Here is a 24842-nt window from a genome sequence, read left to right as displayed (position 1 = left end):
CTGAAGTCAGATTTAGTGCAACTATTTCCAAGTCAGATAACCTGTTCTTTCGTATCTTAAATAACAAATTCTCACTTTCAAGATTTAAACTCTTTAATACTTCTAAAATTTTATAGAAATTTGCTCTAATGTTGTGTATTGAATTGTTTGTGTAATAATTACAATTTCCTGTTTTTTAGAAGGTTGCACAACTTTTATATACAATCTAATACAAATGAACTACGGGTTATATTATATTTCAACATGTATTAATCAGTAATAATTTAAAGAATTAATTTCCTTAAAAAGGAAAATATAAAATGCTTATAATAAATAAATTATCTATTAAAAATCATATTGTTAAAAAAACAGAATTTCATTAAATCAATTACAAAAACACAAAAAAATAATATTATAAATTAATTACATAAACCAAAAAAGCCGTTCTTACGAACGGCTTTCAATTTATGGATTGTTAGAATGTTTTTATGTATTACAATTCTAAAGCTCTTTTAGCGTCACCGCCCATTAATACGTTTAATGGATCTTCTACCGCTTCTTTAACTGCAACTAAGAATCCTACAGATTCGCGTCCGTCGATGATACGGTGGTCATAAGATAAAGCAACATACATCATTGGAGCGATAACGATTTGTCCGTTTTTAACAACTGGACGCTCAACAATATTGTGCATTCCTAAGATACCTGATTGAGGTGGGTTGATGATTGGTGTAGACATCATAGATCCAAATACACCACCGTTAGTGATTGTAAATGTACCTCCTGTCATTTCATCAACAGAAATTTTTCCGTCACGTACTTTGATTGCTAAATCTTTGATAGATTGCTCAACACCACGGAAAGTTAAGTTTTCTGCATTACGTACTACTGGTACCATCAAACCTTTTGGTCCTGATACTGCAACAGAAACGTCAGCAAAGTCAAATTTTACTTGGTAGTCACCGTCAATCATAGAGTTTACGTCTGGGTATAACTCTAATGCACGTGTAACTGCTTTTGTAAAGAAAGACATAAATCCTAAACCAACACCGTGTTTAGCTTTGAATTCGTCTTTATATTGGTTACGTAAAGCAAAAATTGCAGACATATCAACTTCGTTGAATGTAGTTAACATTGCAGTTTCATTTTTAACAGAAACTAAACGTTGCGCAATTTTACGACGTAATGATGATAATTTTTTCTCTGATTGAGCACGAGTTCCTTGAGTAGAAGTTCCCATTGCTGGTGTAAAACGAGCTGCATCATCTTGAGTGATACGTCCGTCACGTCCTGAACCTTTTACTTGAGAAGCATCGATACCTTTTTCGTCTAAAACTTTTTTAGCCGCTGGAGATGGAGTTCCCGTAGCGTAAGTTGCAGCTGGAGCAGCAGGTGCTGGTGTAGCAACTGGAGCTGGAGCAGCTTTTACTTCTTCTTTAACCTCAGCTTTTGGTGCTTCTGCAGCTGGAGCGCTTCCTCCTTCTGGTTTAGCAGCTGATGTATCAATAAGACAAACAACTTGTCCTACTTCTACAACATCACCTTCTTCCGCTTTCAAAGTGATAATTCCACTTTCTTCTGCTGGTAATTCTAATGTTGCTTTATCTGAGTCAACCTCTGCAATTGCTTGGTCTTTTTCTACGTAATCACCGTCTTTTACTAACCACGTAGCGATCTCTACTTCTGTGATTGATTCCCCTGGTGATGGGACTTTCATTTCTAACATATCTATTAGCTTTATTTTTTAATTGAATACTTTATTAATTACCTCTTCGTAAATTGCAGCCCAACGTTTGCTTGAACCTGGCGCTGTTGCAGCACTTTCTGCTGGAGAAACTACGTCGAATGGATATTTTCTTAATTTACGTAAAATGTACATCCAAGCTCCCATATTTTCTGGTTCTTCTTGTGCCCAAACCAATTTAGCATTACCAAATTTAGAGATGATAGCATCTACTTTTTCTTCATTTAAAGGATATAATTGCTCTAAACGAATAATTGCAGTTTCTTTATCTCCTAATTCTTGGCGTTTTTTGTCTAAATCGTAGTAGATTTTTCCTGAACAGAAAACTACTTTTTTCACTTTTTTCACATCTACTGTTACATCTTCGATAATTTCTTGGAAACCTCCATTTGTGAAATCTGCTAATGATGATACTGCTGATGGATGACGTAATAATGATTTTGGTGACATTACAACCAACGGTTTGCGGTAATCTGTTACAACCTGTCTTCTTAATGCGTGGAAGAAGTTAGCTGGAGTTGTGATATTAGCAACAAACATATTGTTACCAGCACACATTTGCAAGAAACGCTCTAAACGTGCTGAAGAGTGCTCTGCTCCTTGCCCTTCGTATCCATGAGGCAATAACATTACTAAACCGTTTTGTAATTTCCATTTATCTTCTGCTGCAGAAATATATTGGTCGATTACGATTTGTGCTCCATTCACAAAATCTCCAAATTGAGCTTCCCAAATAGTTAACGCTTTAGGATTTGCCATAGCATATCCATAATCGAAACCTAAAACTGCATATTCAGATAATAATGAGTTGTAGATTCTTAATTGACCTTGCTCATCATTAATATGGTTTAATAAGATAATTTCTTCTTCTGTGTCTTCAGTTTTTACAACTGCATGACGGTGAGAGAACGTTCCGCGTTCTACATCTTCACCAGAAACACGCACGTTACGTCCGTCTGTTAAGATAGAACCGAAAGCTAAAGCTTCTCCTAATCCCCAGTCGATTTTATCTTCCTCAATCATTTTTCCTCGTCCTTCAATTAAACGAGAAACTTTTTTGATTAATTTTTTACCTTCTGGAACGGTAGAAACAGCTTTTGCAATTTCTTTTAATTTTGCTTCATCGTAAGCAGTATTTGCTTGTTCAAAAACTTTTGCATCATCAGCAATTTCAAATCCTTCCCACTCTTCTGGCATGAAAGGGAAAATGTGATTACGCTCAATTTCTTTAGAAGCTTCGAAATTCGTTTCTAATAAAGCTTTAAATTCAGCTTCTTTTTGTTTAACGATTTCTTCACCAATTACACCTTCTTTTAATAATTTATCCTTGTAAATTTCACGAGGATTTGGATGTTTAGCGATTAAGTTATATAATTTAGGTTGAGTGAATTTTGGTTCATCACCTTCGTTATGTCCATATTTACGGTATCCTAATAAATCGATGAATACATCAGAACCGAATTCTGCACGATAATCTGCTGCAAAACGGAAAGCGTGAACTACCGCTTCTACATCATCAGAATTTACATGCATTACAGGAGACAATGTTACTTTTGCAACATCTGTACAATATGTAGATGTACGCGCATCTAAGTAGTTTGTTGTAAACCCAATTTGGTTATTTACCACAACGTGTACTGTACCACCTGTTTTGTATCCGTCTAATCCTGCCATTTGAACAACCTCGTAAACGATTCCTTGTCCAGCTACAGCAGCATCACCATGAATTAAGATTGGAATGATTTTAGAATAATCATCTTTGTAATCTTCTTCAACTTTTGCACGTGTAATCCCTTCTACAACTGCATCTACAGTTTCTAAGTGAGATGGATTTGGTGCTAAATTGATTCGGATATCTTTTCCATTCAATGCTTTGATTTGATTAGATGATCCCATGTGATATTTAACATCACCAGCCATTAAATCTGTATCAAAAGCTTTTCCTTCGAATTCTGAAAAGATTTGAGAATATGATTTTCCAAAAATGTTAGCCAAAACATTCAAACGTCCACGGTGAGCCATCCCTACGATAACCTCTTGTACGCCGTGATCTGCAGAACGATTAATCAATGTATCCAAAGCAGGAATCAAAGATTCATTTCCTTCTACCGAGAAACGTTTTTGTCCAACATATTTCGTGTGCATAAAGTTTTCAAAAGCAGTTGCTTCATTCAACTTTTCTAAAACACGTTCTTTCTCCTCCTTAGATAATTTTGGTTGATTCAAGTTTTGGTTTAACCAATTCTGAATCCAATTAATTCTTTGAGGTTCTCTTACATACATATACTCGATTCCGATAGATTCGCAGTACATGTTTTCTAAGTGTCCAATGATTTCACGTAAAGTGATTGGTCCACCGATACCTAAAATTTCACCAGCGTTGAATGTCAAATCTAAATCAGCATCAGATAAACCAAAGTTTTTGATGTCTAAAGTAGGTTCAAAAGTTCTACGCGCTCTAACCGGGTTAGTCTTTGTAAATAAGTGTCCACGCGTACGGTAAGCATCAATCAAATTGATGACTTTAAATTCTTTCTGTACGTTGTCTGGAACTTGAGATACTACTGCAGGATTAACTACTGCTTGCGTTGTTTGACTAGCTCTGTTAGGAGCTGTTTGTGTTGCTGGTGCAAATAATGGCTCTCCATCATATGTTGCATTCGCAAAGTCATACCCTTGGAAAAAAGCTTTCCAACTTGGTTCAATACTATCCGGATATTGGACGTATTGATCATATAAGTCGCCTATAAACTCTAAATGAGCGGCATTTAAAAACGAAAAACGATCCATAAATTTTACTCTCTATGAGATTTAGCTACAAAAATAAACTATTTAAGGCTTTAAAAAAAATTACTTTCATCATATTTATCTTATCTCGCCATAAAAATATATTATAATCAAATAATCATTACATTTGATATAAATTTAAGAAAGATTTTACATTTAGATGAGAAATTTTCTAACAAAAAAAATAAACAAACGTTGGATTGGATTCTTTATAATATTTGTGATTTTCGCTATTACAATATGGTCGAGTAACAAAATTGTACAAGAGCTAAAACGTGAAGAACACAAACGTGTAGAGAATTATGCGCGATCGTTAGAGTTGATAAGCTCATCCGAATTTTTAGATCCGAAAACGCAAGATTTTCTATTCAAATTAATTGAAGACAACAAATCAATCCCTGTTGCACTTGTAGACGAAAAAGGCATTATTGTAGACACCAAAAATATTGATGAATCCATCGTAAAAGATTCGGTTCAATTAAAAAAATATGTCAACAAAATGAAATCGTCCGAACAAACAATTGATGTTGAATTAATCGGAACTAAAAATTATGTATATTTCAAAAACTCAAAACTTCTCAATCAATTACAATATTATCCGCTCATCATTATTTTACTGATTTTACTGTTTTTTGGATTTTCATATTGGTATTTCAAAACAATTCGTGACACCGAAAAAAGTTATTTATGGGCCGGAATGGCAAAAGAAACGGCACATCAAATTGGAACGCCACTTTCTTCTTTAATGGGTTGGGTCGAATTATTGAAATTGGAAGAAATCGATCAAACTTCGGTTATAGAAATTGAAAAAGATGTGAATCGATTGAAACATATTGCCGAACGTTTCTCGAAAATTGGTTCAACTTCTGAACTCAAACAAACTGATATTATTTCAACTTCCAAACAAACAGTGGATTATATTTCTCAACGCATTTCCAAAGGAATTGAAGTAAATTTTGTTACAGATGTAGAAGAATTTAATATTAATCTTAATTCTTCTTTATATAGTTGGGTTATCGAAAATTTGATGAAAAATGCAGCTGACGCCATGCAAAATAAGGGCGTTTTGGATATCGATATAAAAACGAAGGGTAAATTTGTCGAAATTTCTATTTCTGATACAGGTTCTGGAATTCCGACCAAATTGCAAAAAAAGATTTTTCAACCTGGCTTTACAACCAAAAAACGTGGTTGGGGATTGGGATTATCATTAGCCAAACGAATTATCGAAGATTACCACAAAGGAAAAATATTTGTTGCCAAATCATCCAAAGAAATCGGAACTGAGTTTAAGATTTTATTGAAAAAATAATCAGAAATATTACACAAAATCTTGATTATATAATAAGGTATACTTTTTGTAACTTTGTTAGAACGACAACTGTTTTGTAAAATGAATAATTATGAATGCAACGACTATTGAACAAGTGAATTCTAAATTGAAACAACTTCCTGAATCACTTTTGGAAGAAGTTGAGCCTTATATTGATTTTTTGACTTATAAACATAATCAAGAAGCTGAATTTGAGTTAAGTGATAAGCAAAAAGAAATTTTGGATAATCGACTTAACGAACCAAAAGAAAATTTCTTGAATGCAAAAGATGTATTGAAAGAATTGCATGGTAAATATGATTTATAAGATTAGAATTTCTTCCGAAGCTGCCCCAAGATATTGAACAAGCTATTTCTTATTATTCAAACTTTTCTACATCTGCTGCAAAATCATATTTAACTGAATTGACAAAAGTTTTGGAAGCTTTGGAAATAAATCCTTTTTATCAAGTAAAATATAGAAATTTGCATTCAAAACCTTTTAGATCTTTTCCTTATTTGTTTTTTTTTGAAACTAATGAAGAAGAAAAAACTTTTTTATTTATGCAGTTCTTTAATGCGCATAGAATCCTACAAAATATCCAAAATAAAAAATGAGCTGAAAGTAAAACTTTTCAGCTCATTTTATTAATATTATTTTCTAATATCAAAATTCTAGTATCTCAGTACTAATTACTATTCTTTCACACCAATATAAATCTCTATTTCGGCATCAGCAGGATTTTGAGCTTTTTCGGTGTACAATTCTTAATCATATTTATACGTACAATTTAGATTTGCATCATCATTCCAAATTTCTGTCCAAGTTTTTTCAACTGCTTCATACAATTCTCCTTTGGCAATATATTTTTTGAATGTTTGTGGCTCAAATTCTCGCCCAACCATCCCTTCTGGAATTTCATCTAAAGAAGAAACTTCGCAACCAATAATTGTCGTATATTTTCCTCTAAAATCACTTTCGTAATCTGTATAAAACCGAATAAATATTAGAGGTTATCGCATTCGGAATTTTAGCAATAATATTTTCTGCAAAAAATTGATGCCATAACTTTCCTAAATCTTCAATCGCTTGACTATTATTGTTAGATGTTTGGGTTGCAATTCCTATTATTTTTTAATGTATTCATTTTATTTTTTTTAAAATCCTAAAATCATTTTCGCAATCGAAAAGTAAATCAATAAACCAAAGATATCATTACTTGTTGTGATAAATGGACCTGTTGCAATAGCAGGATCAACACCATATTTATGCAACATAATTGGAATAAATGTCCCAATCAAACTTGCTAAAATCATTACAATTACTAAAGCTAATACAATGGTTGAAGAAATTTCGTAGCTTGCGCTCATCAAGAAATGCGTCGCCAATAAAAGTACAAAAGCTAATAATGAACTATTCAATAAAGCCAATAACATTTCTTTTCCTAATCTTTTCCAAATAGAACCCGAAATATTACTATTCGCCAAACCTTGCACAATAATCGCAGAAGATTGCACACCAACATTTCCTGCCATGGCGGCAACAAGCGGTGTAAAAAAGAATAATTGCGGATACAAATTCATCGCATCGCTAAAACTTTGCGACACATTAACAGCAACAAAACTACCTACCAAAGCCAATAAAAGCCAGGGTAGACGAGCACGAGTTAATTTTAAGATATTATCATCCGAATCGACATTTTGAGTAATCCCGGCTGCTAATTGATAATTTTCTTCAGCTTCTTCACGAATAACATCAATCACATCATCCACCGTAATTACACCTACCAAACGCATTAATTCATCTACAACAGGCACTTCATACAAATCATATTTTTCGATTACTTTTGCAACCTCCATATCTTTTGAATAAGTCTTTACATATTGGATCTTTTCATTGTAAACATCAGCAACTTTTGTATTTGCAGAAGTCGTCAATAAACGCTTTAAACTCAACGTTCCAAGTAATTTTTCATCTTCATCAACAACATAAATAGAGAAAACCTCTTCTAAATCCTCAGCTTGTTTTCGCATTTGTTTTACTGCTGTAATTACCGACCAATCTTTGTTGACTTTTATCAACTCTTTCCCCATCAAACCTCCAGCCGTATCTTCGTCATAACGTAAAAGATCTACAATTTCACGGGCATGTTCTTGGTCTTCTAATTGCGCAATTACCTCATCTTTCTTTTCATCAGAAAGCTCATTAATAACGTCAACAGCATCATCGGTATCCATCTCATTAATGACATCTTCAGCAATTTCTTTTGCAGTAAGCGTTTTCAGGAATTTGCGTCGATCATCTTCTTCTAATTCAAGAAGGATATCAGCAGAAATTTCATTATCGAGTAAATCAATTACAAAAGATTGTTCTTTGGTCGAAAGCTCATCAAACAATTCAGCAATATCGGCGGGGTGCAAATCTTGCAACATCTCCTTAACTGCTTTTGCATTTTGCTGATTAATACTTTCGTTTAAATGTTCAATAAAATCTTTTGTAATTTTTACCTCCATAATCTATTTCATTCTTTTCGTTAACTCAATAAAATCTTCGACAGATAATTGTTCTGCGCGCATATTCAAAAACTCGTGATCGTTTAAATCTTCAGGAATTCCCAAAGCTTTCAACGAATTACGAAGCGTTTTTCTTCTTTGTCCAAAACCAGCTTTTACCACTTGAAAAAACCGTTTTTGTTCGACTCCTTCAATTTCTGTTCGGTAGCGTTTCATAATAATAACGCCCGATTTCACTTTTGGTGGCGGTGTAAAAACGTGTTCTGGAACGGTGAACAAATATTCACAATAATAATAAGCTTGAGCTAATACAGAAAGTATACCATAATCTTTTGTACCTTTTTTGGATGCAATACGTTCTGCAACTTCTTTCTGAAACATTCCACAAACTTCGGGAACAGTGTAACGCTCTTCTAAAGCTTTAAAAATAATTTGCGAAGATATATTATACGGAAAATTTCCTAAAATAGCAATTTGTTCATCAAACTTTGATGAAAAGTCCATTTTCAAGAAATCTTCAGAATGAATTTTAAATCCTGGATAAAATGGTTGATAATATTCTTTTAAATATTCGACTGATTCTGTATCAATCTCCACAACCTCTATATTTTTCTTTGCTTGTAAAATATATTTTGTCAACACGCCCATTCCTGGACCAATTTCTAAGACACGATCATAGCCTTCCCAAGTTAACCCTTCAGCGATGTCTCGTGCAATATTTTCGTCATTCAAAAAATGCTGACCTAAATGTTTTTTAGCTTTTACTTTCAAAAATTCTAAATTTTAAGTTTTCTTTAACCAACTTACCGTAGAATATATACGGAATATCTTTCTTGCGAAATAAGTTTTTTTTATCTTAGCCCCAAAATTAACCCAAATGTCAAAAACGAACGATAAATTTGAGAAAAAAAGACTGCGATCTTCAAACATCACTGTTGTGATTAGTATTTCGCTTGTTTTATTTCTATTAGGTATTTTCGGCTTAATTGTCATTAATGCACAAAGTTACGCAGAACATCTAAAAAGAGAGTTAAAAATCGAGGCATATTTTAAAGATGTCGAAGATCCAAAATTAAAAGATAAGGAGCTTGATTTACAGAAATCTTATATCGATTCGTTGAAGGTGAAGTATCCTTTTGTTGAAGCTACACAGTATATCAGCAAAGAGGATGCAGCTAAAATTGCGAAAAAAGATTTGGGTACGGATGGTAGTGATTTCTTCGAAGAAAGTATTTTCCCTGCATCAGTTCAAATTACATTGAACCCTGCATTAATACAATCTGTTGAACAAATTGATTCTATTAATAAGGTATTGGCAAAAAATCCGATTGTAGACGAAGTAAAAAGTGACAAAGAAGCGATGGTAACGATTTACCACAGCATCAACAAAATTACTTTTTGGATTATGATTTTTGCTGTTATTTTCTTGGTAATCGTTGTTGTATTAATCAACAACTCTATCCGTCTGAAAATTTACGCAAAACGTTTCAGCATCAAAACGATGCAATTAGTTGGTGCGCGTAGACGTTTTATTGTAAAACCTTTCTTGATAGAAGCCGCAGTTTTAGGTTTCTTAGCAGCATTTATTGCAGCAGTAGGATTAGGTTTCTTATGGTACATTTTAGCAACAAAAGTTGGTTTAGTACTTTGGAATCCAAGCTTCACTCCACTTATTATTATCTTAATTGGAATTGGAGTTGTTATTGCCGTTTTCAGTACATTGTTTGCTGCATGGCGTTATTTAAGATTAAAAACTGATCAACTTTATTAATGAAATCAAATTCTATCAATACAACAAAAAAATCAGCATCTACAAACGATGCTGGTTTTACTTTTTTATTTGGAAAAAGAAATTACATTTTCATGGCAATTGGTGTTGCGCTAATTGGTCTTGGATTTTTATTGATGACAGGACACGATGCGAACACAAGACCCGATGGAACGTGGGATGCAAATTATTGGAACGACGAAATCTATTCTTTTCGTAGAATTAGATTAGCGCCTTTTTTAGTTGTTGTTGGTTTCATCGTCGAGATTTATGCCATTTTAATCAATCCGAATAAAGAAAAATAATGAATACTTTACAAGCAATTATTATTGCTATTATAGAAGGTCTTACCGAATATTTACCAATTTCTTCTACAGCACACATGGGATTCACAGCAGCTTTGATGGGGATGCCAGAAAGTGAATTCTTAAAAATGTTTCAAGTTTCGATACAATTTGGAGCAATTTTATCAATTGTCGTTTTATATTGGAAAAAATTCTTTGACTTCAAAAATTTCAATTTCAATTTTTACATCAAATTAGCTTGTGCGGTTATTCCTGCCCTTATATTAGGAAAATTATTTGATGATAAAATCGAAGCTGTTTTAGGAAATCAAGTTGCTATTTCTGGAATGTTAGTTTTCGGAGGAATCATTTTATTATTTGTAGACAAATGGTTCAAAAATCCTAAAATTAATGATGAAAAAGATATTACATTAAAACAAGCAATTATTATCGGTTTTTGGCAATGTTTGGCTATGATGCCTGGTACATCTCGTTCCGCAGCCTCGATCATTGGAGGTATGACACAAGGTTTATCTCGTAAAGCAGCTGCAGAATTTTCTTTCTTTTTAGCAGTTCCGACAATGTTAGCGGTTACAGTTTATTCTATTTTTGTTAAAACTTGGGGAGAAGATACTGCAACACCAATGAAAGGTTACGAAATGATTTTGCAAGATCAAAACCATATTATATTATTCTTAATTGGAAATGTTGTCGCATTTATTGTAGCATTAATCGCAGTAAAAACATTTATTGCAGTTTTAACAAAATACGGTTTCAAATTTTGGGGGTTTTACAGAATTATCATCGGAATTATTTTATTGATTTATTTCTCTTACAATTCTCCAACACAAGCAGAAAAAGACAATGCCGCTTCAGTAGAAACTACAATGATTCAGCACAAATAAGATGAACGTAGAAAAAATACAAGAAGGTCACGTTTTTTTGATTGATAAACCACTTGATTGGACATCTTTTGATGTCGTAAATAAGATACGTTGGAACATTAGAAAAGCATATAATTTAAAGAAAATAAAAGTTGGACATGCTGGGACTTTAGATCCAAAAGCTACTGGACTTTTATTGGTTTGTACAGGAAAATGGACAAAACGCATTGATGAATTTCAGGCGCAAGAAAAGTCCTATACAGGTACAATCAAATTAGGTGTAACGACGCCTACATATGATTTGGAATCGGAAGAAGATCAAACTTTTCCTACTGAACATATCACAGAAGAAATCATTCACGAAGCAACGAAGCAATTTATTGGAGAAATTGAACAATTTCCGCCAATGCATTCAGCGGTAAAAGTAGATGGAAAACGTTTGTATGAATTAGCTCGCGAAGGTCAAGAAATAGAACGTAAAGCACGTAAAATAACGATTCACGATTTTAAAATTACAAAAATAGATTTACCTTTTGTCGATTTTGAAGTGAATTGTAGCAAAGGAACCTATATTCGTTCTTTGGCTTTTGATTTTGGAAAAGCAATTAATTCGGGTGGATATTTAACAGCACTTCGTCGTACAAAAATTGGCGAATTTGATGTCATCAATGCTGAAAATTTCGCTTTAGAAAAAAGTTATTTCGAAGAAGAAAATACAACAGAAGAAGTATAAAATTAAAAAAGCTTGGACAAATGTTCAAGCTTTTTTTATCTATAAAGTGATTAATACTTTATTTATTTCATCGCTCACTAATTTTGGCTTTTGCATCACCATAATATGTGTTCCGCCTTCTATTTGTATTGCATCTTTGATATATTCAATCGGAAAAACAATATCTTTTGTACCATGAATATGTGTGATATTTTCTTCGTGATAAGCTGTAGAATGTTCCCAGTTTACAATCTTATGAATCGACCAACTTAAATATTCTTTGTTTCGAAACTCAAAAATATCGTCAATATTATCTTTTTCTCGATCAGTATAATATAATTTTCGCATCATCATGTACGAAAATGTCCGATCCGAAGTTAAGAAACTCATCGGAATTATTTTATGCGCATTAATAGAAGCCGAAAATCGAAATAACTTCGGAAGCTCTGCCCTACTCTTCACTGTCGAAATCAGAAATGTATGTTTTGGATTGATAAAACGATTCATTTCCTGCACAATTATTCCACCAAAAGATAATCCCATCAAAAGAAAATCTTCTATGGGATTTATTTTATCTAACAATCTTTCAGTATAATGAGCCAAAGTTTCATCTTTCTCTGGATCTAACCAAGGAATATAAACTTGCTCAAAATCTTGTTCCAAGCGTAGATTTCGAAAAGCATTTGCGTTTGCGCCTAATCCACTTACTTGATAAATTTTCATACCTAAATTTATAATATATCTTTTTTCTTTGAATAATCTGTTGGACGAACTCCAATTACTTTTTGGAATGTATTACTAAACGTCGGCAAACTATTGTAACCAACCATTGTCGAAATTTCACTGATTGAATACGTATTATCAATTAACAATTGTAAAGCGCGTAACATTCTTAAAATAGTGAAATATTGAACAAATGTCATATTCAAATCTTTTTGGAATAATCGTGATAATGATCGTTCAGAGAATCCGAATTCGGCTGTAATTTTCTTCATTGTAATCGAAGAATCCATATTATCATCTAAGAATTGAACGATTTTTTTCAGACGTTCGTCGTGTGGTAATGGAAGAGCTAATCGTAAACTACTTTTGCTTACTTTAGGTAATATTTCTTTAAAAGCTTGTGCAATTACATATTCGCTTCTATTTTCTGGAAGAATATCTCCTTTCCATTGGTTAGAAAATAATAAAAGCTCTAACAACAATCCATCAGCAGGATAGATTCCTACTTTTTTATAAAACGAATTATCACTTTCATTAATAGGGAAATATAAATTTCTCATAATCACCTCTGGTGTATTTGGGTGTATACTATGTTCCACATGAGGCGGTATCCACATATAGTGTCTTGCAGGTAAATAAAAAGTATCTTTTCCTATTTTTACATAAACTATTCCTCCCTCACAATAAAGAAATTGCGCTTTGTTATGTTTATGTTCTACCACGTATGCTTCCGAAATTTCCTTATGGTAACAGAAAATTGAGGTTGGTAATTTGTCAATTTCGGTTAGGTAATATCGTGTTTCGAACTTATTATCCAAATGTATATTCATAGTTTCTTTAATCTGCGAACTAATATAATAATTTATTTGATATGATGTATAATGTACACAAATAAAAATGTCCGAAATAGATAATTATTTGACTATTTTTAATATTAACTTTTTATTAATTAATCCAATATTTGTAACTCCCTTCGTTCAGAAGGGAACAATTATTGAATAGTATTAGAAAGAAAAAGTTGCATTATGTTGGAAAGAATAAAATTAACTAACCTACAGTCAAAAGTAATGACAGCAGAGGAGTCTGCCAAATTTTTTGAAGATGGAATGACTGTTGGTTCTAGTGGTTTTACAAGAGGAGGCGATACTAAAGTTGTATTAAAAGCTGTTGCTGAGCGTGCCAAATCTGAAAATTTAAAAATCACTTTAGTAACAGGAGCTTCATTAGGACATGGTACAGACGCAGCTTTAGTAGAAAGTGGAGCATTAAAAAAACGTTTACCATTCCAAGTAGATACTGTAATGCGTAAAAATATAAATGCAGGTAATGTTTTATTTATCGATCAGCATTTAGGAGAAACTGCTGAGCATATTTTAGATGGACAATTTAAAATTAATTTAGGTGTTTTAGAAGTTGCTGAAATTTTAGATGATGGTTCTTTAGTACCTACTACTTCTATCGGTAATAATGCAGAAATTGCTGCAAATGCAGACAAATTAATCATTGAGATTAACACATCTATTCCTACAAATATCAAAGGTATTCACGATATTTATAGTGTAGAAGAATATGGAAAACGTACTCCAATTAACATCACTACTTGTGATACAAAAATTGGAACAGAAACAATAAAAGTAGATCCTTCTAAAATTGTTGGAATTGTTTTTCACGACATTCAAGATGCTCCAGGAGACATTCAACCAGCTGATGAAGCGACTGCTGCAATTGCTCAAAACATTGTGAAATTCTTCGAAAATGAAGTTGAAGAAGGTCGTCTTACAAAATCATTAATGCCATTACAATGTGGTATTGGTAAAGTTGCAAACGCCGTTTTAGGTGGTTTAGAACATTCTGATTTTGAAGATTTAGTCATGTATTCAGAAGTTTTACAAGATTCTACATTTGACTTAATTGATTCTGGAAAAATGAAGTTTGCTTCGGCATCTTCTATGACAGTTTCTCAAGAATGTTATGACCGTGTTATAGGAAACATCGACAATTATAAAGATAAAATTGTTTTACGTCCTCAATCTATTTCTAACTCTGCCGAAGTTATTCGTCGTTTAGGAATTATTGGAATCAATACATCTTTAGAGTGTGATATTTATGGTAACGTAAACTCAACTCATGTTTCTGGTACACACATGATGAATGGTATTGGAGGTTCTGGAGATTTTGCTCGTAATGCATTTATCTCAATCTTTGTTACTGCTTCTATCGCAAAAGGTGGAAATATTTCGTCTATCGTTCCGATGGTTTCTCATCACGATCACACAGAACATGATGTAGATATTATTGTTACAGAGCAAGGCTTAGCCGATTTAAGAGGTTTAGCACCACGCGAAAGAGCAATCGAAATTATCAACAACTGTGTTCATCCAGATTATAAAGGTGAATTATTATCTTATTTCGAAAGAGCTTGTGCAGAAAGAGGTGGTCAAACGCCACATATCTTAGAAGAAGCGTTCTCTTGGCACACAAGATTGAAACAAACAGGTTCTATGAAAAAAGAAGAATTATTAGTTTTAAATCATTAGAATAATAAATAATAAGACTATACTTTTTCAAAAAGCATAATTCAGAATTTCTGGATTGTGCTTTTTTTGTGAAATAATGTAACTTTGTTAGAAGTCTAAGAAAAATGAAAAAAATACTTTTAATAACACTACCATTGACAACTTTTTTTGCGTGTCAATCTAATCAAAACGAAAATCAGAATTTAGAACAAATTGATAAAAAATCAGCTCGTGAAGTTGTATTAACAACCGAAACGAAAGGCGATTCTGTTTTACATATTACCAAACAAAAAATTTGGTCAAACGATTTGATAATTGCAGAGAAAGTAGATACTTTGATTACGCACAAACAATATACACCTACCGATTCTACCAAAATTCCTATTTACGTAACTATTCAATAATCTATCATGAATAAAAGAGAAAAAAGAGCAAGTAAAGTCGTGACTTTAGTGTTAATTTCGTCGGTTCTTAGTTCGTGTATGAATCGTGAAGAAGCGCCTGTTACAAACAATGCACAAAAGGTATATATGCGTGCAGATTCTACTGCACCTTACACAGATGTCACGTCAAATTATTCGTCGCATTCTGGTGGTTCGCATCACGGCGGAATGGGAAGTTCGTTACTGTGGTTTATGGCTTTTCGTAGCTTAACTGGTGGCGGAATGGGCTATGCAAGTCAAGGTTTGCATCAACAATCTAATGTCGGAACAAACGCGGCAAAAGCGCAAGCGTATAAAAGTCAAACTGTTCGCGGTGGATTCGGAAAATCTGCTTCTTCTCGTTCAGTTTCATCTTAAACTAATTTTATGCAATTAAAAAGAATAAAAGCGGACGAAAACTGGCAAAAAAGGTTAGAAAATATCGGCTTTGGTTATCATACAGACGAAAATAAACAAACCTATTGGGTAGAAGATTATTACTATTCTATTTCGGAAAAAGAAGCGGATAAAATCTTTGAAGCGACAAACGAATTGTGGGGAATGTGCTTGAATGCTGTCGAACATGTGATTCTAAATAATCGTTTGGACGAATTTAAAATTCCAAAATTTATTCAACCTTATTTGATTGATACATGGGAAAATGATGCGCCAAGTATTTATGGACGTTTTGATTTTGCTTATGATAATGATCAATTGAAAATGTTAGAATTCAATGCTGATACGCCAACTTCGTTGTTCGAATGTGGTGTTGTACAATGGCTTTGGATGGAAAATTATTTTGGAGAAACGAAAGATCAATTCAATTCTGTTCATGATAAATTAATTGAAACATGGAAAATGTTAAAACCTTATTTGAAAGGTGAAACCTTACATTTTTCTTGTGTAAGAGAATCGTTAGAAGATTTGACGAATATCGAATATATCAGAGATTGCGCGATACAGGCCGGAATTAATACCAAATTAATTTATGTAGACGAAATCGGTTGGAATAATGTCAATTTTGTTGATTTAGAAGAAGAACCTATTACAGATATTTTCAAACTTTATCCGTGGGAATGGATGATGGACGAGTTGTTTGCATACAACATCAAAAATGATGAAATCAACGCAAATTGGATAGAACCTGTTTGGAAAATGATTCTTTCGAACAAAGCTATTTTACCAATTTTATGGGAATTGTATCCAGATCATCCATTATTATTAGAAGCTTATACAGATTCACCAAAAGAGATGAAGAATTATGTCAAAAAACCATTGTTATCTCGTGAAGGTGCAAATGTAGAAATTGTAAAAAACGGAACTATTTCGGAGCAAACTTCAGGAGAATATGGCGAAGAAGGTTTTATTTATCAAGCTTTGGCTAATTTACATCATGAAGAAACAGGTTATACCATTATCGGAAGTTGGATTATTGGACAAGAATCGTGTGGAATTACGTTCCGCGAAAGTGACCAATTTATTACAACCGATAAAAGTCGTTTTGTTCCGCATATTATTGAGTAAAATATTTAAAACCAAAAAGTCTAATTCCACTTCGAATTAGACTTTTTTTAGTTTAAACAAAATCAAACAATTACCTTAAAAATTGTAAATAGTTTAAAAATTAATAGGTTTCATCATATTTTATTTATAAATTAAAAAAAGATTTTATTAAAATGTTTTATCAATTAAAGGTTTAAGAAATAAAACATTAGATAATTTTTTACGAATCAAAACCAACTTAATACAAACTAAAAAGTAGAAATATGGATTTTTTAGATGATTTGTTTAACTCTTCAACCCTTCCCACAGAGCGCATTTCGCGTATGCTCGAAGAAGATTTGTTTTGGCAAATTATAGAAAATTCTTTGCTCAATGCCATTAATTTGCAAGATCAAGAAAAGGCTTTGGCACAAGAATTAGAAGATCTAACTGCCGAGGATATTATTGGTTTTCAACTTCGATTAGAGTTCTACTCCTATTCATTACATTCGCCTGAAATATGGTGTGCAGCATGTATTATGAATGATGATACAGATCCAACACATTTCTATTATTTCAAAAATTGGATTATTTCGCAAGGACAAGAATTGTTTGAAAAAGCAATTTTGAATCCTGATTATTTAGCTGATTATTTTGACGAAGGCTTCAACGAAGATGATTTATATGAGTTTGAAGATTTTCATTTAATCGCTGATAATGTTTTCTACGAAAAATTCGAACACAAAATTATTGATTTTGTAGACAAAGAATGTTTTAAATTTTATACCGAAAAATCTCCAAAACCTGAGTTTGATTGGGATGACGAAAATTTAACCAATTTGCAAATCATTTGTCCAAGATTATTCAAAGTTTTTATCGAAGATTATCCTCCAGACGATGACGAAATGGAAGATGATTTTGATGATGAAGACGAGTTTTTGTAATGATAAAATTTAATACCCATTTTATTCCTTCAAGTGAAGATAGTGCTCTAAGGAAAATTGTCACATTAATTTCAGTAGTTGCCTATTTCTTTTTTATATTAATAGGATATAGCGCTTTCAATTATTTTTTAATTTCTGGACTTATTATAGTTCAACTTTATTTTATAATTAGTAATAGTAAAGAGTCTTATGAATTTAATAACAACAGACTTATTTATACTAATTTAGTATATAAGAAAGCGATAGATTTCACAAGCTTTAGTATTACAAATGGTGAATATAAAGATTCTTATAAAAGGAAATCTAATGGACAATTAATTCAATTGTATGCTGATAATAAAATAGTTTGTCGTATTAAAGAAGTTCATAATAAATATGTGTTTGATGAGATTCTATCTTATTTAAAAACTAATTATCCTGAAATAAAAAAGAATGAAGATTTTGAAATAAGTTTTGTAGAAAAAGAATATATTATAATTACATCATTGATTTTCTCCTCTTTAATAATATTTATTTTATCTTTTAGCATTGAAAATTATCAGCCTGATAAAATACAAGAATACAAAACCATTAAAGGTCATATGGCTTATCAGCCAGAAATAGATTTTAGTGGAAAAAGGAAAAATCGAAAAGAATATTTAATCTTTAAATTAAAAGAATATCCTCAAATAAATTTCAATTTACAATATGAAAATTTCAATAAAATTAATGGATATGAATTTGTTAAAACAAATCATCAAAATAATTTGATTGAATTCGAAATTTTTAAAGAGGATAATGATTACAAAATCAAAAAACTGGCACAACCTTATTTTTATTCTCATTTAAATAATAAGAAAATAATATCAATACAAGCTTTAAAATATCAAAATAAAGAGTTAATACAAATCGATTTTTCAAATAAATTTCAAGGGCGATTTGATTTATTACTAATGTGTTTAGGAGTATTATTGATTGTATTGATTACATATAATATTTATTGCATAACAAGAATTTTAAAATAAAAAAAGGAACTCAAATTTGAGTTCCTTACTATTTTGATTAAGAATATTCTTATCCTAAAACTTTTGCAACTGTAGCTCCGATATCAGCAGGAGATGCAACAACGTGGATTCCACATTCTTCCATAATTGCCATTTTAGCTTGTGCTGTATCATCAGCTCCACCAACGATAGCTCCAGCGTGTCCCATTGTACGACCTTTTGGTGCAGTTTGTCCTGCGATAAATCCTACAACTGGTTTAGTTCCATTTGCTTTAATCCAACGAGCAGCCTCAGCTTCTAATTGTCCACCAATTTCACCAATCATTACGATACACTCAGTTTCAGGGTCATTCATAAATAATTCAACAGCTTCTTTCGTTGTAGTTCCAATAATTGGGTCTCCACCAATTCCGATTGCTGTAGAAATTCCGTAACCAGCTTTTACAACTTGGTCTGCAGCTTCGTAAGTTAAAGTTCCTGATTTAGAAACGATACCAACTTTACCTTTTTTGAAAATGAAACCTGGCATAATACCAACTTTAGCTTCCTCAGAAGTAATAACACCAGGACAGTTAGGTCCGATTAATGTTACATCTCTTTGGTCAACATAAGCTTGTACTTTTACCATATCTTCTACTGGAATACCTTCTGTAATACAAATAATTACTTTGATACCTGCTTCTGCAGCTTCCATTACAGCGTCAGCAGCGAATGCTGGTGGAACGAAAATAATAGAAACGTCTGCTCCTGCTTGATCAACAGCATCTTTTACTGTGTTAAAAATTGGTAATCCTAGGTGAGTTTGTCCTCCTTTTCCTGGAGTTACACCACCTACTACTTGTGTTCCATATTCAATCATTTGCTCAGCATGAAAAGTTCCTTCTTTCCCTGTGAAACCTTGAACGATTATTTTTGAATCTTTGTTTACTAATACAGACATTGTGATTTTTAATTTACACAAATATAAAAGGAGTTTTGCATTTTAAAAAATATTCAATGTAAAAAATACACTAAGTCTTTATTAGAACAGGACAAAAAAGTATAAGATATTTATCATAAAAAAAAGCCGACCAAATGGTCGGCTGCAAATATATTCTATAAAGAATTTTATTTTCTCTTGTAATCGCGAACCATTATCTCTGTGACAGCCATTTTTTTATACAAGCCACGAGCCTCTTCTGCTGGATAACCAAAATATGTTTTTCCACCTTCCAAAGATTTACTAACTCCTGCTTGTGCTAATAACACCGCTTTTGTACCGATTGTTATACCACTTGTAATCCCAACTTGTCCCCAAATAGAAACTTCGTCTTCTACATTTACACAACCAGCAATTCCAACTTGCGAAGCAATCAAACATTTTTTACCTATAATTGTATCATGACCAATCTGAATTAAGTTATCCATAATTGTTCCTTCTCCAATAATTGTAGACGCAGAAACTCCTCTATCTATCGTACAATTCGCACCAATTTCTACATTATTTTCGATGATAACATTTCCGACAGATTTTAAACGATCAAAACCTGTTTCGCGGTTTTTGTAATAAAATGCATCAGCTCCTAAAACTGTTCCCGAACGAATAATTACATTATCTCCGATAATTGCATAATCATTGATTGAAACATTAGAATGAATCACACAATTTTTTCCAATTTTAACATGATTTCCAATAAATGCCCCTGGCTGAATAACTGTTCCTTCACCTATTTCTGCTGAATCAGAAATTTGTTTTGTAGAAGTTTCAAACGCCATAAAATGTTGTCCAATTTTGACAAAATCACGGAAAGGATCATCAGAAATCAACAAAGCTTTTCCTTCTGGACAATCAACTTCTTTGTTAATCAAAACGATTGTAGCATTCGATTGTAACGCTTTATCATAATATTTTGGATGATCAACAAAAACTATATCTCCCGCTTCTACACGGTGAATTTCATTGATTCCTTCTACTGGAAAATTTTCGTCTCCAATAAATTTCGCATCGATAATTGATGCTATATCTTTTAATTGATGTGTTTGTGGAAATTTCATCTTTCTCTCCTTTTAAAAAGTCTACAAATATAAAAATAAAAAAGCTGTCAAAAAATGACAGCTTTAATGATTTATAAATTGAATTTCATTATTTTTTCTTGAAAACCATTGTTTTAACATCATTTGCAAACAAAACTAATTTTCCGTCTACAATTTCGTATTTATTTACATTATTAAAACGCTCTCCAAAAGCATCATAATCTACACCTTGACAAGCCATTCGCGTAGTGGCGATGTTTTTTACTGTCAATGAATTACCAACTGCTACATAAGCACCTGTCAAATTATTACATCCATCATTACCAGAAACCTTGTTATTTTGAAATGTTAATCTAGGTTTTTGATTTGGGAAACGATCATCTAATGTTTTGGCACTTCTATCTTTACCAATAAATTCTTCTAATTCCCAAGAACCTGCTAAATTACCAGGACGAACAAAAGTCATGATGACAATATCTCCTTGAATTAATAATAATTTATTATCTGAAATAGAGTATTTTAATTTTCCGTTTAATTTTGAACTGAAATTAGAATCTTCTACATTTTGACAAGCTTTCATCGTAGACATCATATTACCAAATGTAATTTCATTTCCAGAAATTGTAACTCCTCCATTCAAAGTGTTACAACCATCCGAAACATTTAACATACTATTCGAAATAAAATTAAGGTAAGGAGTTCCCATTGGATAAGCTTCTGCAATAGAACCTGCCTTCATAAAATTGATTTGGCTCAACTCCCATTTTCCTAAAATAGAGTTGTTATTTGTGTTTTCAGTATTACCTATCACGTTATTAACAGTAGAACAAGATGTTAAGAATCCTGTTGCTAAAATTGCTGAAAAAGATATTTTTAAAATTGTTGATTTCATAAAATTTAATTTCAAGTTTCAGTCTAATAAACGAATATCATACCAAATCTCAAAAATGTTAAAATACATTTCTACAAAGGTTTTGAAAAGATGAAGCCAAGTAAAGAATTTGTTTTAATTTTGAGAATTAATTTGTTTACATAATTCTAAAAAATAATTCAATTTGATTTCTCAAAGAACGATAGATATAATTTTCGAAACAGCTCGTGTAGAAGAAGTTGTTGGTGATTTTGTAAACTTAAAACGTGCAGGTTCTAGCTTAAAAGGACTCTCGCCTTTTGGGAACGAAAAAACACCTTCTTTTGTTGTTTCACCTGCCAAACAAATCTGGAAAGATTTTTCTTCTGGAAGAGGTGGAAATGTTGTGACTTTTTTGATGGAAGTTGAACAATTTACTTATCCAGAAGCGTTGCGATGGTTGGCAAAACGTTATAACATCGAGATTGAAGAAGATGGTGAATATACTTTTGAGCAACAACAAGAGGAAAAAGACCGCGAAAGTTTATATATCTTGACTGATTTTGCGAAGAAATTCTTCACTAATCAATTGCATAATTCGGAAGAAGGAAATTTGATTGGATTAAGTTATTTCCGCGAACGTGGCTTTACCAAAGAAACCATCGACAAATTTGAACTTGGTTATTCACCAAAACAATGGGATGCCTTTGCTGAATATGCCTTAAAAAATGGTTATTCGAAAGAATTAATTGAAGAAGCTGGTTTAGCAACTTTCAAAGAAGATAATAAGAAATATGACAAGTTTCGCGAACGTGTTATGTTTCCTATTTATAGTTTTTCGGGACGTACATTAGGTTTTGGTGGAAGAATTTTGCGAAATGATGCCAAAGCTGCTAAATATTTAAACTCTCCCGAAAATAAAATTTACCATAAAAGTAAAACGCTTTACGGATTATTTCAGGCAAAACAACACATTACAAAAGCAGATCAATGTTTTTTGGTCGAAGGTTATACAGATGTTTTGTCGTTGCATCAAGCAGGAATTCAAAATGTAGTAGCGAGTTCTGGAACAGCGCTTACAAATGAACAAATTCGTTTGATAAAACGTTTGACAGAGAACATCATTGTGATGTACGATGGTGATAATGCTGGGATCAAAGCATCTTTCCGTGGAATTGATATGATTTTGGAACAAGAAATGAATGTCAAAATTCTTTTGTTACCAGAAGGCGAAGATCCAGATTCGTTTTCCAAAAAACATTCGACAACAGAAATCGAAGCGTATATAAAAGAAAATGCCTCCGATTTTATTCGTTTCAAGGCAAATGTTTTGTTGGAAGATGCGAAGAATGATCCTATCAAAAAAGCTGAATTAATTAGAGAAATTGTCAAATCGATTTCACTTATTCCAAATATTATCAAGCAAGAAGTTTACATTGCAGAAACTTCTAAAATTATGGAAATTCGAGAAGAAGTTTTGTTCAAAGAATTGGCTCAATTGCAAAATTCTGGCGATAAATCAACTTCTTCGTCTTCTCATATTATCGATAATGCGCGAACAAAAAAAACTGCTATTTCGGTTGTTCCGTCTACAAAGGAAGTCATCAATGTTCAACAAACTGTAGAAAATGAAATTATTAAGTTGATTATGCAATTTGGTGATTTGGAAGTTGATTTGAAGAACGAGAACAACGAGCTATATAAAACAACAGTTAACCAAGAAATCATTTCTCAATTTGATGAAAACGAACTGAGTTTGAGTAATCCGCTTTATCAATCTATTTTAGAAGAAGTGAAAGTTGGTTTAGAAAATGATGAATTGCGAACAGGAACCTATTTTTCTCGATTAACCAATCCAGAAATTGTACAGCTTGCTTCGGAAATGATGTTAGAAAAGCATAGTTTAAGCGAAAACTGGACAGTAAAACAAGGCATCAATATTAAGAAAAAAGAAGAATTTGTGCACAAAGATTTATTTGATGTTTTACTTCGCTTCAAAATTATTTACATAGATAATATGATTAAAGAATTGATGCATCAAACAAAAAATCCTGAATTATCAATTGAAGAAACGAGTCAAATTCTTCAACAAATTATGCGTTTTACTGGATTAAAAAATATCTTAAATCAACATCTTAATCGCGTCATTTAATTTAACATTTACTTGTTAAAAAGTTAATAAATTGATTAATAATTATTTAGACAATAATTGTAAATAATTCTTAAAAATTTTAATAAGTAACTATATTTTTAACTTATAGTTAACATTTCTTTCTAAAGCTACTAAACATAGACATTTAGGTCTCTTTTATTTTCTGAAAATCATTAGAAAAAACTATGCATGTACAAACAAAATCTATTATGCTTATTTTAGATAAAGATTCAGAAAGAACTAAAGAATGACAAAGAATATTTTAACATTATTAGTAATGCTGATGATTATCCCAATGGCTCAAGCTAAAGGAAAATCAAACTTTTCAATAGAAAATCCGTTACCAGTTACTATAACTAAAAATTTGAAACTTAATTTAATCAATAAATTTTCAGATTTTAATAAAACAGATAACACTGCGATTTCGGAAATTGTTGAAAAAGCTGGAAAAAAAGTAAGTGGAATTGTATCATGGTATGCTGATAAATTTCACGGTAAAAAAACTTCTAGTGGCGAGTTATATAACAAAAATAACTTAACTGCAGCCCACAAAACTTTACCATTCGGTACAAAAGTCAAAGTAACCAATACAAATAACGGAAAATCTGTTGTTGTAAAAATAAACGATAGAGGACCTCATACAAAATCTCGTTTATTGGATTTGAGTAAAGCAGCGTTTACTTCTATAGGTTCTATTAATGCGGGAACATTAAACGTAGAAATGGAAGTTGTAGAATAAAACAATTTTTAGATATTAAAAAAGAAAAGGATTG

25 protein-coding genes are annotated in these 24842 nt (G+C 32.0%); 15 read left to right on the top strand and 10 right to left on the bottom strand.

Annotated features, from left to right (window positions below; translation table 11 throughout):
• Positions 1-472: 472 nt before the first annotated feature.
• On the bottom strand, positions 473-1705 hold the full coding sequence (gene odhB / locus B4G36_RS06250; protein ID WP_185096030.1) for a 2-oxoglutarate dehydrogenase complex dihydrolipoyllysine-residue succinyltransferase: 1233 nt from the start codon (positions 1703-1705) through the stop codon (positions 473-475).
• An 18-nt stretch (positions 1706-1723) separates the two neighbouring features.
• Positions 1724-4513 (bottom strand): 2-oxoglutarate dehydrogenase E1 component, encoded by a 2790-nt coding sequence (locus B4G36_RS06245; RefSeq protein WP_291062786.1) that lies wholly within the window; start codon positions 4511-4513, stop codon positions 1724-1726.
• 157 nt (positions 4514-4670) lie between these two features.
• Between B4G36_RS06245 and B4G36_RS06240 the strand changes: the two genes are divergently transcribed.
• The 3 genes from B4G36_RS06240 to B4G36_RS14005 all read left to right on the top strand — a co-directional run bounded on the left by B4G36_RS06240 (position 4671) and on the right by B4G36_RS14005 (position 6440).
• Positions 4671-5822 carry a sensor histidine kinase gene (locus tag B4G36_RS06240; RefSeq protein WP_291062784.1) on the top strand — a complete coding sequence of 384 codons (1152 nt, stop codon included), beginning with the start codon at positions 4671-4673 and terminating at the stop codon, positions 5820-5822.
• Positions 5823-5913: 91 nt separating this feature from the next.
• The gene (locus B4G36_RS06235; protein ID WP_291062782.1) at positions 5914-6150 is read left to right on the top strand and encodes a hypothetical protein; all 237 of its coding nucleotides are present in this window, start codon (positions 5914-5916) and stop codon (positions 6148-6150) included.
• Positions 6147-6440, top strand: a complete 294-nt coding sequence (locus B4G36_RS14005; protein ID WP_409410930.1) for a type II toxin-antitoxin system RelE/ParE family toxin — start codon at positions 6147-6149, stop codon at positions 6438-6440. Before B4G36_RS06235 ends, B4G36_RS14005 begins: the two co-directional genes overlap by 4 nt.
• A 150-nt stretch (positions 6441-6590) precedes the next feature.
• On the opposite strand, the gene B4G36_RS14000 is transcribed toward B4G36_RS14005, so the two are convergent.
• The 3 genes from B4G36_RS14000 to rsmA all read right to left on the bottom strand — a co-directional run bounded on the left by B4G36_RS14000 (position 6591) and on the right by rsmA (position 9107).
• The gene (locus B4G36_RS14000) at positions 6591-6770 is read right to left on the bottom strand and encodes a hypothetical protein (RefSeq protein WP_409410929.1); all 180 of its coding nucleotides are present in this window, start codon (positions 6768-6770) and stop codon (positions 6591-6593) included.
• A 210-nt stretch (positions 6771-6980) separates the two neighbouring features.
• Positions 6981-8336 carry a magnesium transporter gene (mgtE, locus tag B4G36_RS06225; RefSeq protein ID WP_221855313.1) on the bottom strand — a complete coding sequence of 452 codons (1356 nt, stop codon included), beginning with the start codon at positions 8334-8336 and terminating at the stop codon, positions 6981-6983.
• A 3-nt stretch (positions 8337-8339) separates the two neighbouring features.
• Positions 8340-9107, bottom strand: a complete 768-nt coding sequence (gene rsmA, locus B4G36_RS06220; protein ID WP_291062780.1) for a 16S rRNA (adenine(1518)-N(6)/adenine(1519)-N(6))-dimethyltransferase RsmA — start codon at positions 9105-9107, stop codon at positions 8340-8342.
• A 106-nt stretch (positions 9108-9213) separates the two neighbouring features.
• Here rsmA and B4G36_RS06215 point away from each other — a divergent pair, with 106 nt between their 5' ends.
• From B4G36_RS06215 to truB, 4 genes are read left to right on the top strand one after another with little or no spacing between them, the layout of a single operon-like run.
• Positions 9214-10107, top strand: coding sequence for a cell division protein FtsX (locus B4G36_RS06215; RefSeq protein ID WP_221855311.1), 894 nt, complete (start codon positions 9214-9216; stop codon positions 10105-10107).
• Complete coding sequence (locus tag B4G36_RS06210) at positions 10107-10409, top strand: DUF3098 domain-containing protein (RefSeq protein WP_286496112.1); 303 nt, start codon at positions 10107-10109, stop codon at positions 10407-10409. The genes B4G36_RS06215 and B4G36_RS06210 overlap by 1 nt, the downstream gene beginning before the upstream one ends.
• The gene (locus B4G36_RS06205) at positions 10409-11293 is read left to right on the top strand and encodes an undecaprenyl-diphosphate phosphatase (RefSeq protein WP_291062778.1); all 885 of its coding nucleotides are present in this window, start codon (positions 10409-10411) and stop codon (positions 11291-11293) included. The genes B4G36_RS06210 and B4G36_RS06205 overlap by 1 nt, the downstream gene beginning before the upstream one ends.
• 1 nt (position 11294) lies before the next feature.
• On the top strand, positions 11295-12005 hold the full coding sequence (gene truB / locus B4G36_RS06200; protein WP_291059113.1) for a tRNA pseudouridine(55) synthase TruB: 711 nt from the start codon (positions 11295-11297) through the stop codon (positions 12003-12005).
• Positions 12006-12044: 39 nt separating this feature from the next.
• Here the strand turns inward: truB and B4G36_RS06195 are convergent, their stop codons facing one another.
• Positions 12045-12707: an alpha/beta fold hydrolase gene (locus B4G36_RS06195; protein WP_291062776.1), complete on the bottom strand. Its 663-nt coding sequence runs from the start codon at positions 12705-12707 to the stop codon at positions 12045-12047.
• A gap of 8 nt (positions 12708-12715) precedes the next feature.
• Positions 12716-13537, bottom strand: a complete 822-nt coding sequence (locus B4G36_RS06190) for an AraC family transcriptional regulator (RefSeq protein WP_291059117.1) — start codon at positions 13535-13537, stop codon at positions 12716-12718.
• A gap of 195 nt (positions 13538-13732) precedes the next feature.
• On the opposite strand from B4G36_RS06190, the gene B4G36_RS06185 reads away from it, so the two are divergent.
• From B4G36_RS06185 to B4G36_RS06160, 6 genes are all read left to right on the top strand, one after another.
• Entirely contained in the window at positions 13733-15244 is a 1512-nt protein-coding gene (locus tag B4G36_RS06185; protein ID WP_291062775.1) for a succinate CoA transferase, read from the top strand.
• 104 nt (positions 15245-15348) lie between these two features.
• A complete protein-coding gene (locus B4G36_RS06180; RefSeq protein WP_291062773.1) occupies positions 15349-15627 on the top strand; it encodes a hypothetical protein in 279 nt (92 codons plus the stop codon).
• Positions 15628-15633: 6 nt separating this feature from the next.
• Positions 15634-16023 carry a hypothetical protein gene (locus tag B4G36_RS06175; protein ID WP_125349731.1) on the top strand — a complete coding sequence of 130 codons (390 nt, stop codon included), beginning with the start codon at positions 15634-15636 and terminating at the stop codon, positions 16021-16023.
• Between the two features lie 9 nt (positions 16024-16032).
• Positions 16033-17169 carry a glutathionylspermidine synthase family protein gene (locus B4G36_RS06170; RefSeq protein ID WP_291062771.1) on the top strand — a complete coding sequence of 379 codons (1137 nt, stop codon included), beginning with the start codon at positions 16033-16035 and terminating at the stop codon, positions 17167-17169.
• 242 nt (positions 17170-17411) lie between these two features.
• On the top strand, positions 17412-18071 hold the full coding sequence (locus B4G36_RS06165; RefSeq protein ID WP_291062769.1) for a DUF4240 domain-containing protein: 660 nt from the start codon (positions 17412-17414) through the stop codon (positions 18069-18071).
• Positions 18071-19075 carry a hypothetical protein gene (locus tag B4G36_RS06160; protein WP_291062767.1) on the top strand — a complete coding sequence of 335 codons (1005 nt, stop codon included), beginning with the start codon at positions 18071-18073 and terminating at the stop codon, positions 19073-19075. Before B4G36_RS06165 ends, B4G36_RS06160 begins: the two co-directional genes overlap by 1 nt.
• Before the next feature lie 49 nt (positions 19076-19124).
• Here the strand turns inward: B4G36_RS06160 and sucD are convergent, their stop codons facing one another.
• The 3 genes from sucD to B4G36_RS06145 all read right to left on the bottom strand — a co-directional run bounded on the left by sucD (position 19125) and on the right by B4G36_RS06145 (position 21959).
• Positions 19125-19994 carry a succinate--CoA ligase subunit alpha gene (gene sucD / locus B4G36_RS06155; RefSeq protein ID WP_038337297.1) on the bottom strand — a complete coding sequence of 290 codons (870 nt, stop codon included), beginning with the start codon at positions 19992-19994 and terminating at the stop codon, positions 19125-19127.
• Between the two features lie 167 nt (positions 19995-20161).
• Entirely contained in the window at positions 20162-21088 is a 927-nt protein-coding gene (locus B4G36_RS06150) for a UDP-3-O-(3-hydroxymyristoyl)glucosamine N-acyltransferase (protein WP_286496012.1), read from the bottom strand.
• Positions 21089-21176: 88 nt separating this feature from the next.
• Complete coding sequence (locus B4G36_RS06145) at positions 21177-21959, bottom strand: META domain-containing protein (RefSeq protein WP_291062765.1); 783 nt, start codon at positions 21957-21959, stop codon at positions 21177-21179.
• Positions 21960-22122: 163 nt separating this feature from the next.
• On the opposite strand from B4G36_RS06145, the gene dnaG reads away from it, so the two are divergent.
• Positions 22123-24069: a DNA primase gene (gene dnaG, locus B4G36_RS06140; protein WP_291062763.1), complete on the top strand. Its 1947-nt coding sequence runs from the start codon at positions 22123-22125 to the stop codon at positions 24067-24069.
• 247 nt (positions 24070-24316) lie between these two features.
• Positions 24317-24808, top strand: coding sequence for a septal ring lytic transglycosylase RlpA family protein (locus B4G36_RS06135; protein ID WP_219035263.1), 492 nt, complete (start codon positions 24317-24319; stop codon positions 24806-24808).
• Positions 24809-24842: the final 34 nt, after the last annotated feature.

This window comes from Empedobacter sp. UBA3239, assembly GCF_002362875.1.
GTDB lineage: Bacteria > Bacteroidota > Bacteroidia > Flavobacteriales > Weeksellaceae > Empedobacter > Empedobacter falsenii_B.
Note: the sequence above shows the minus strand (reverse complement) of the source record. Positions and strands in the feature narration are given on the sequence as shown.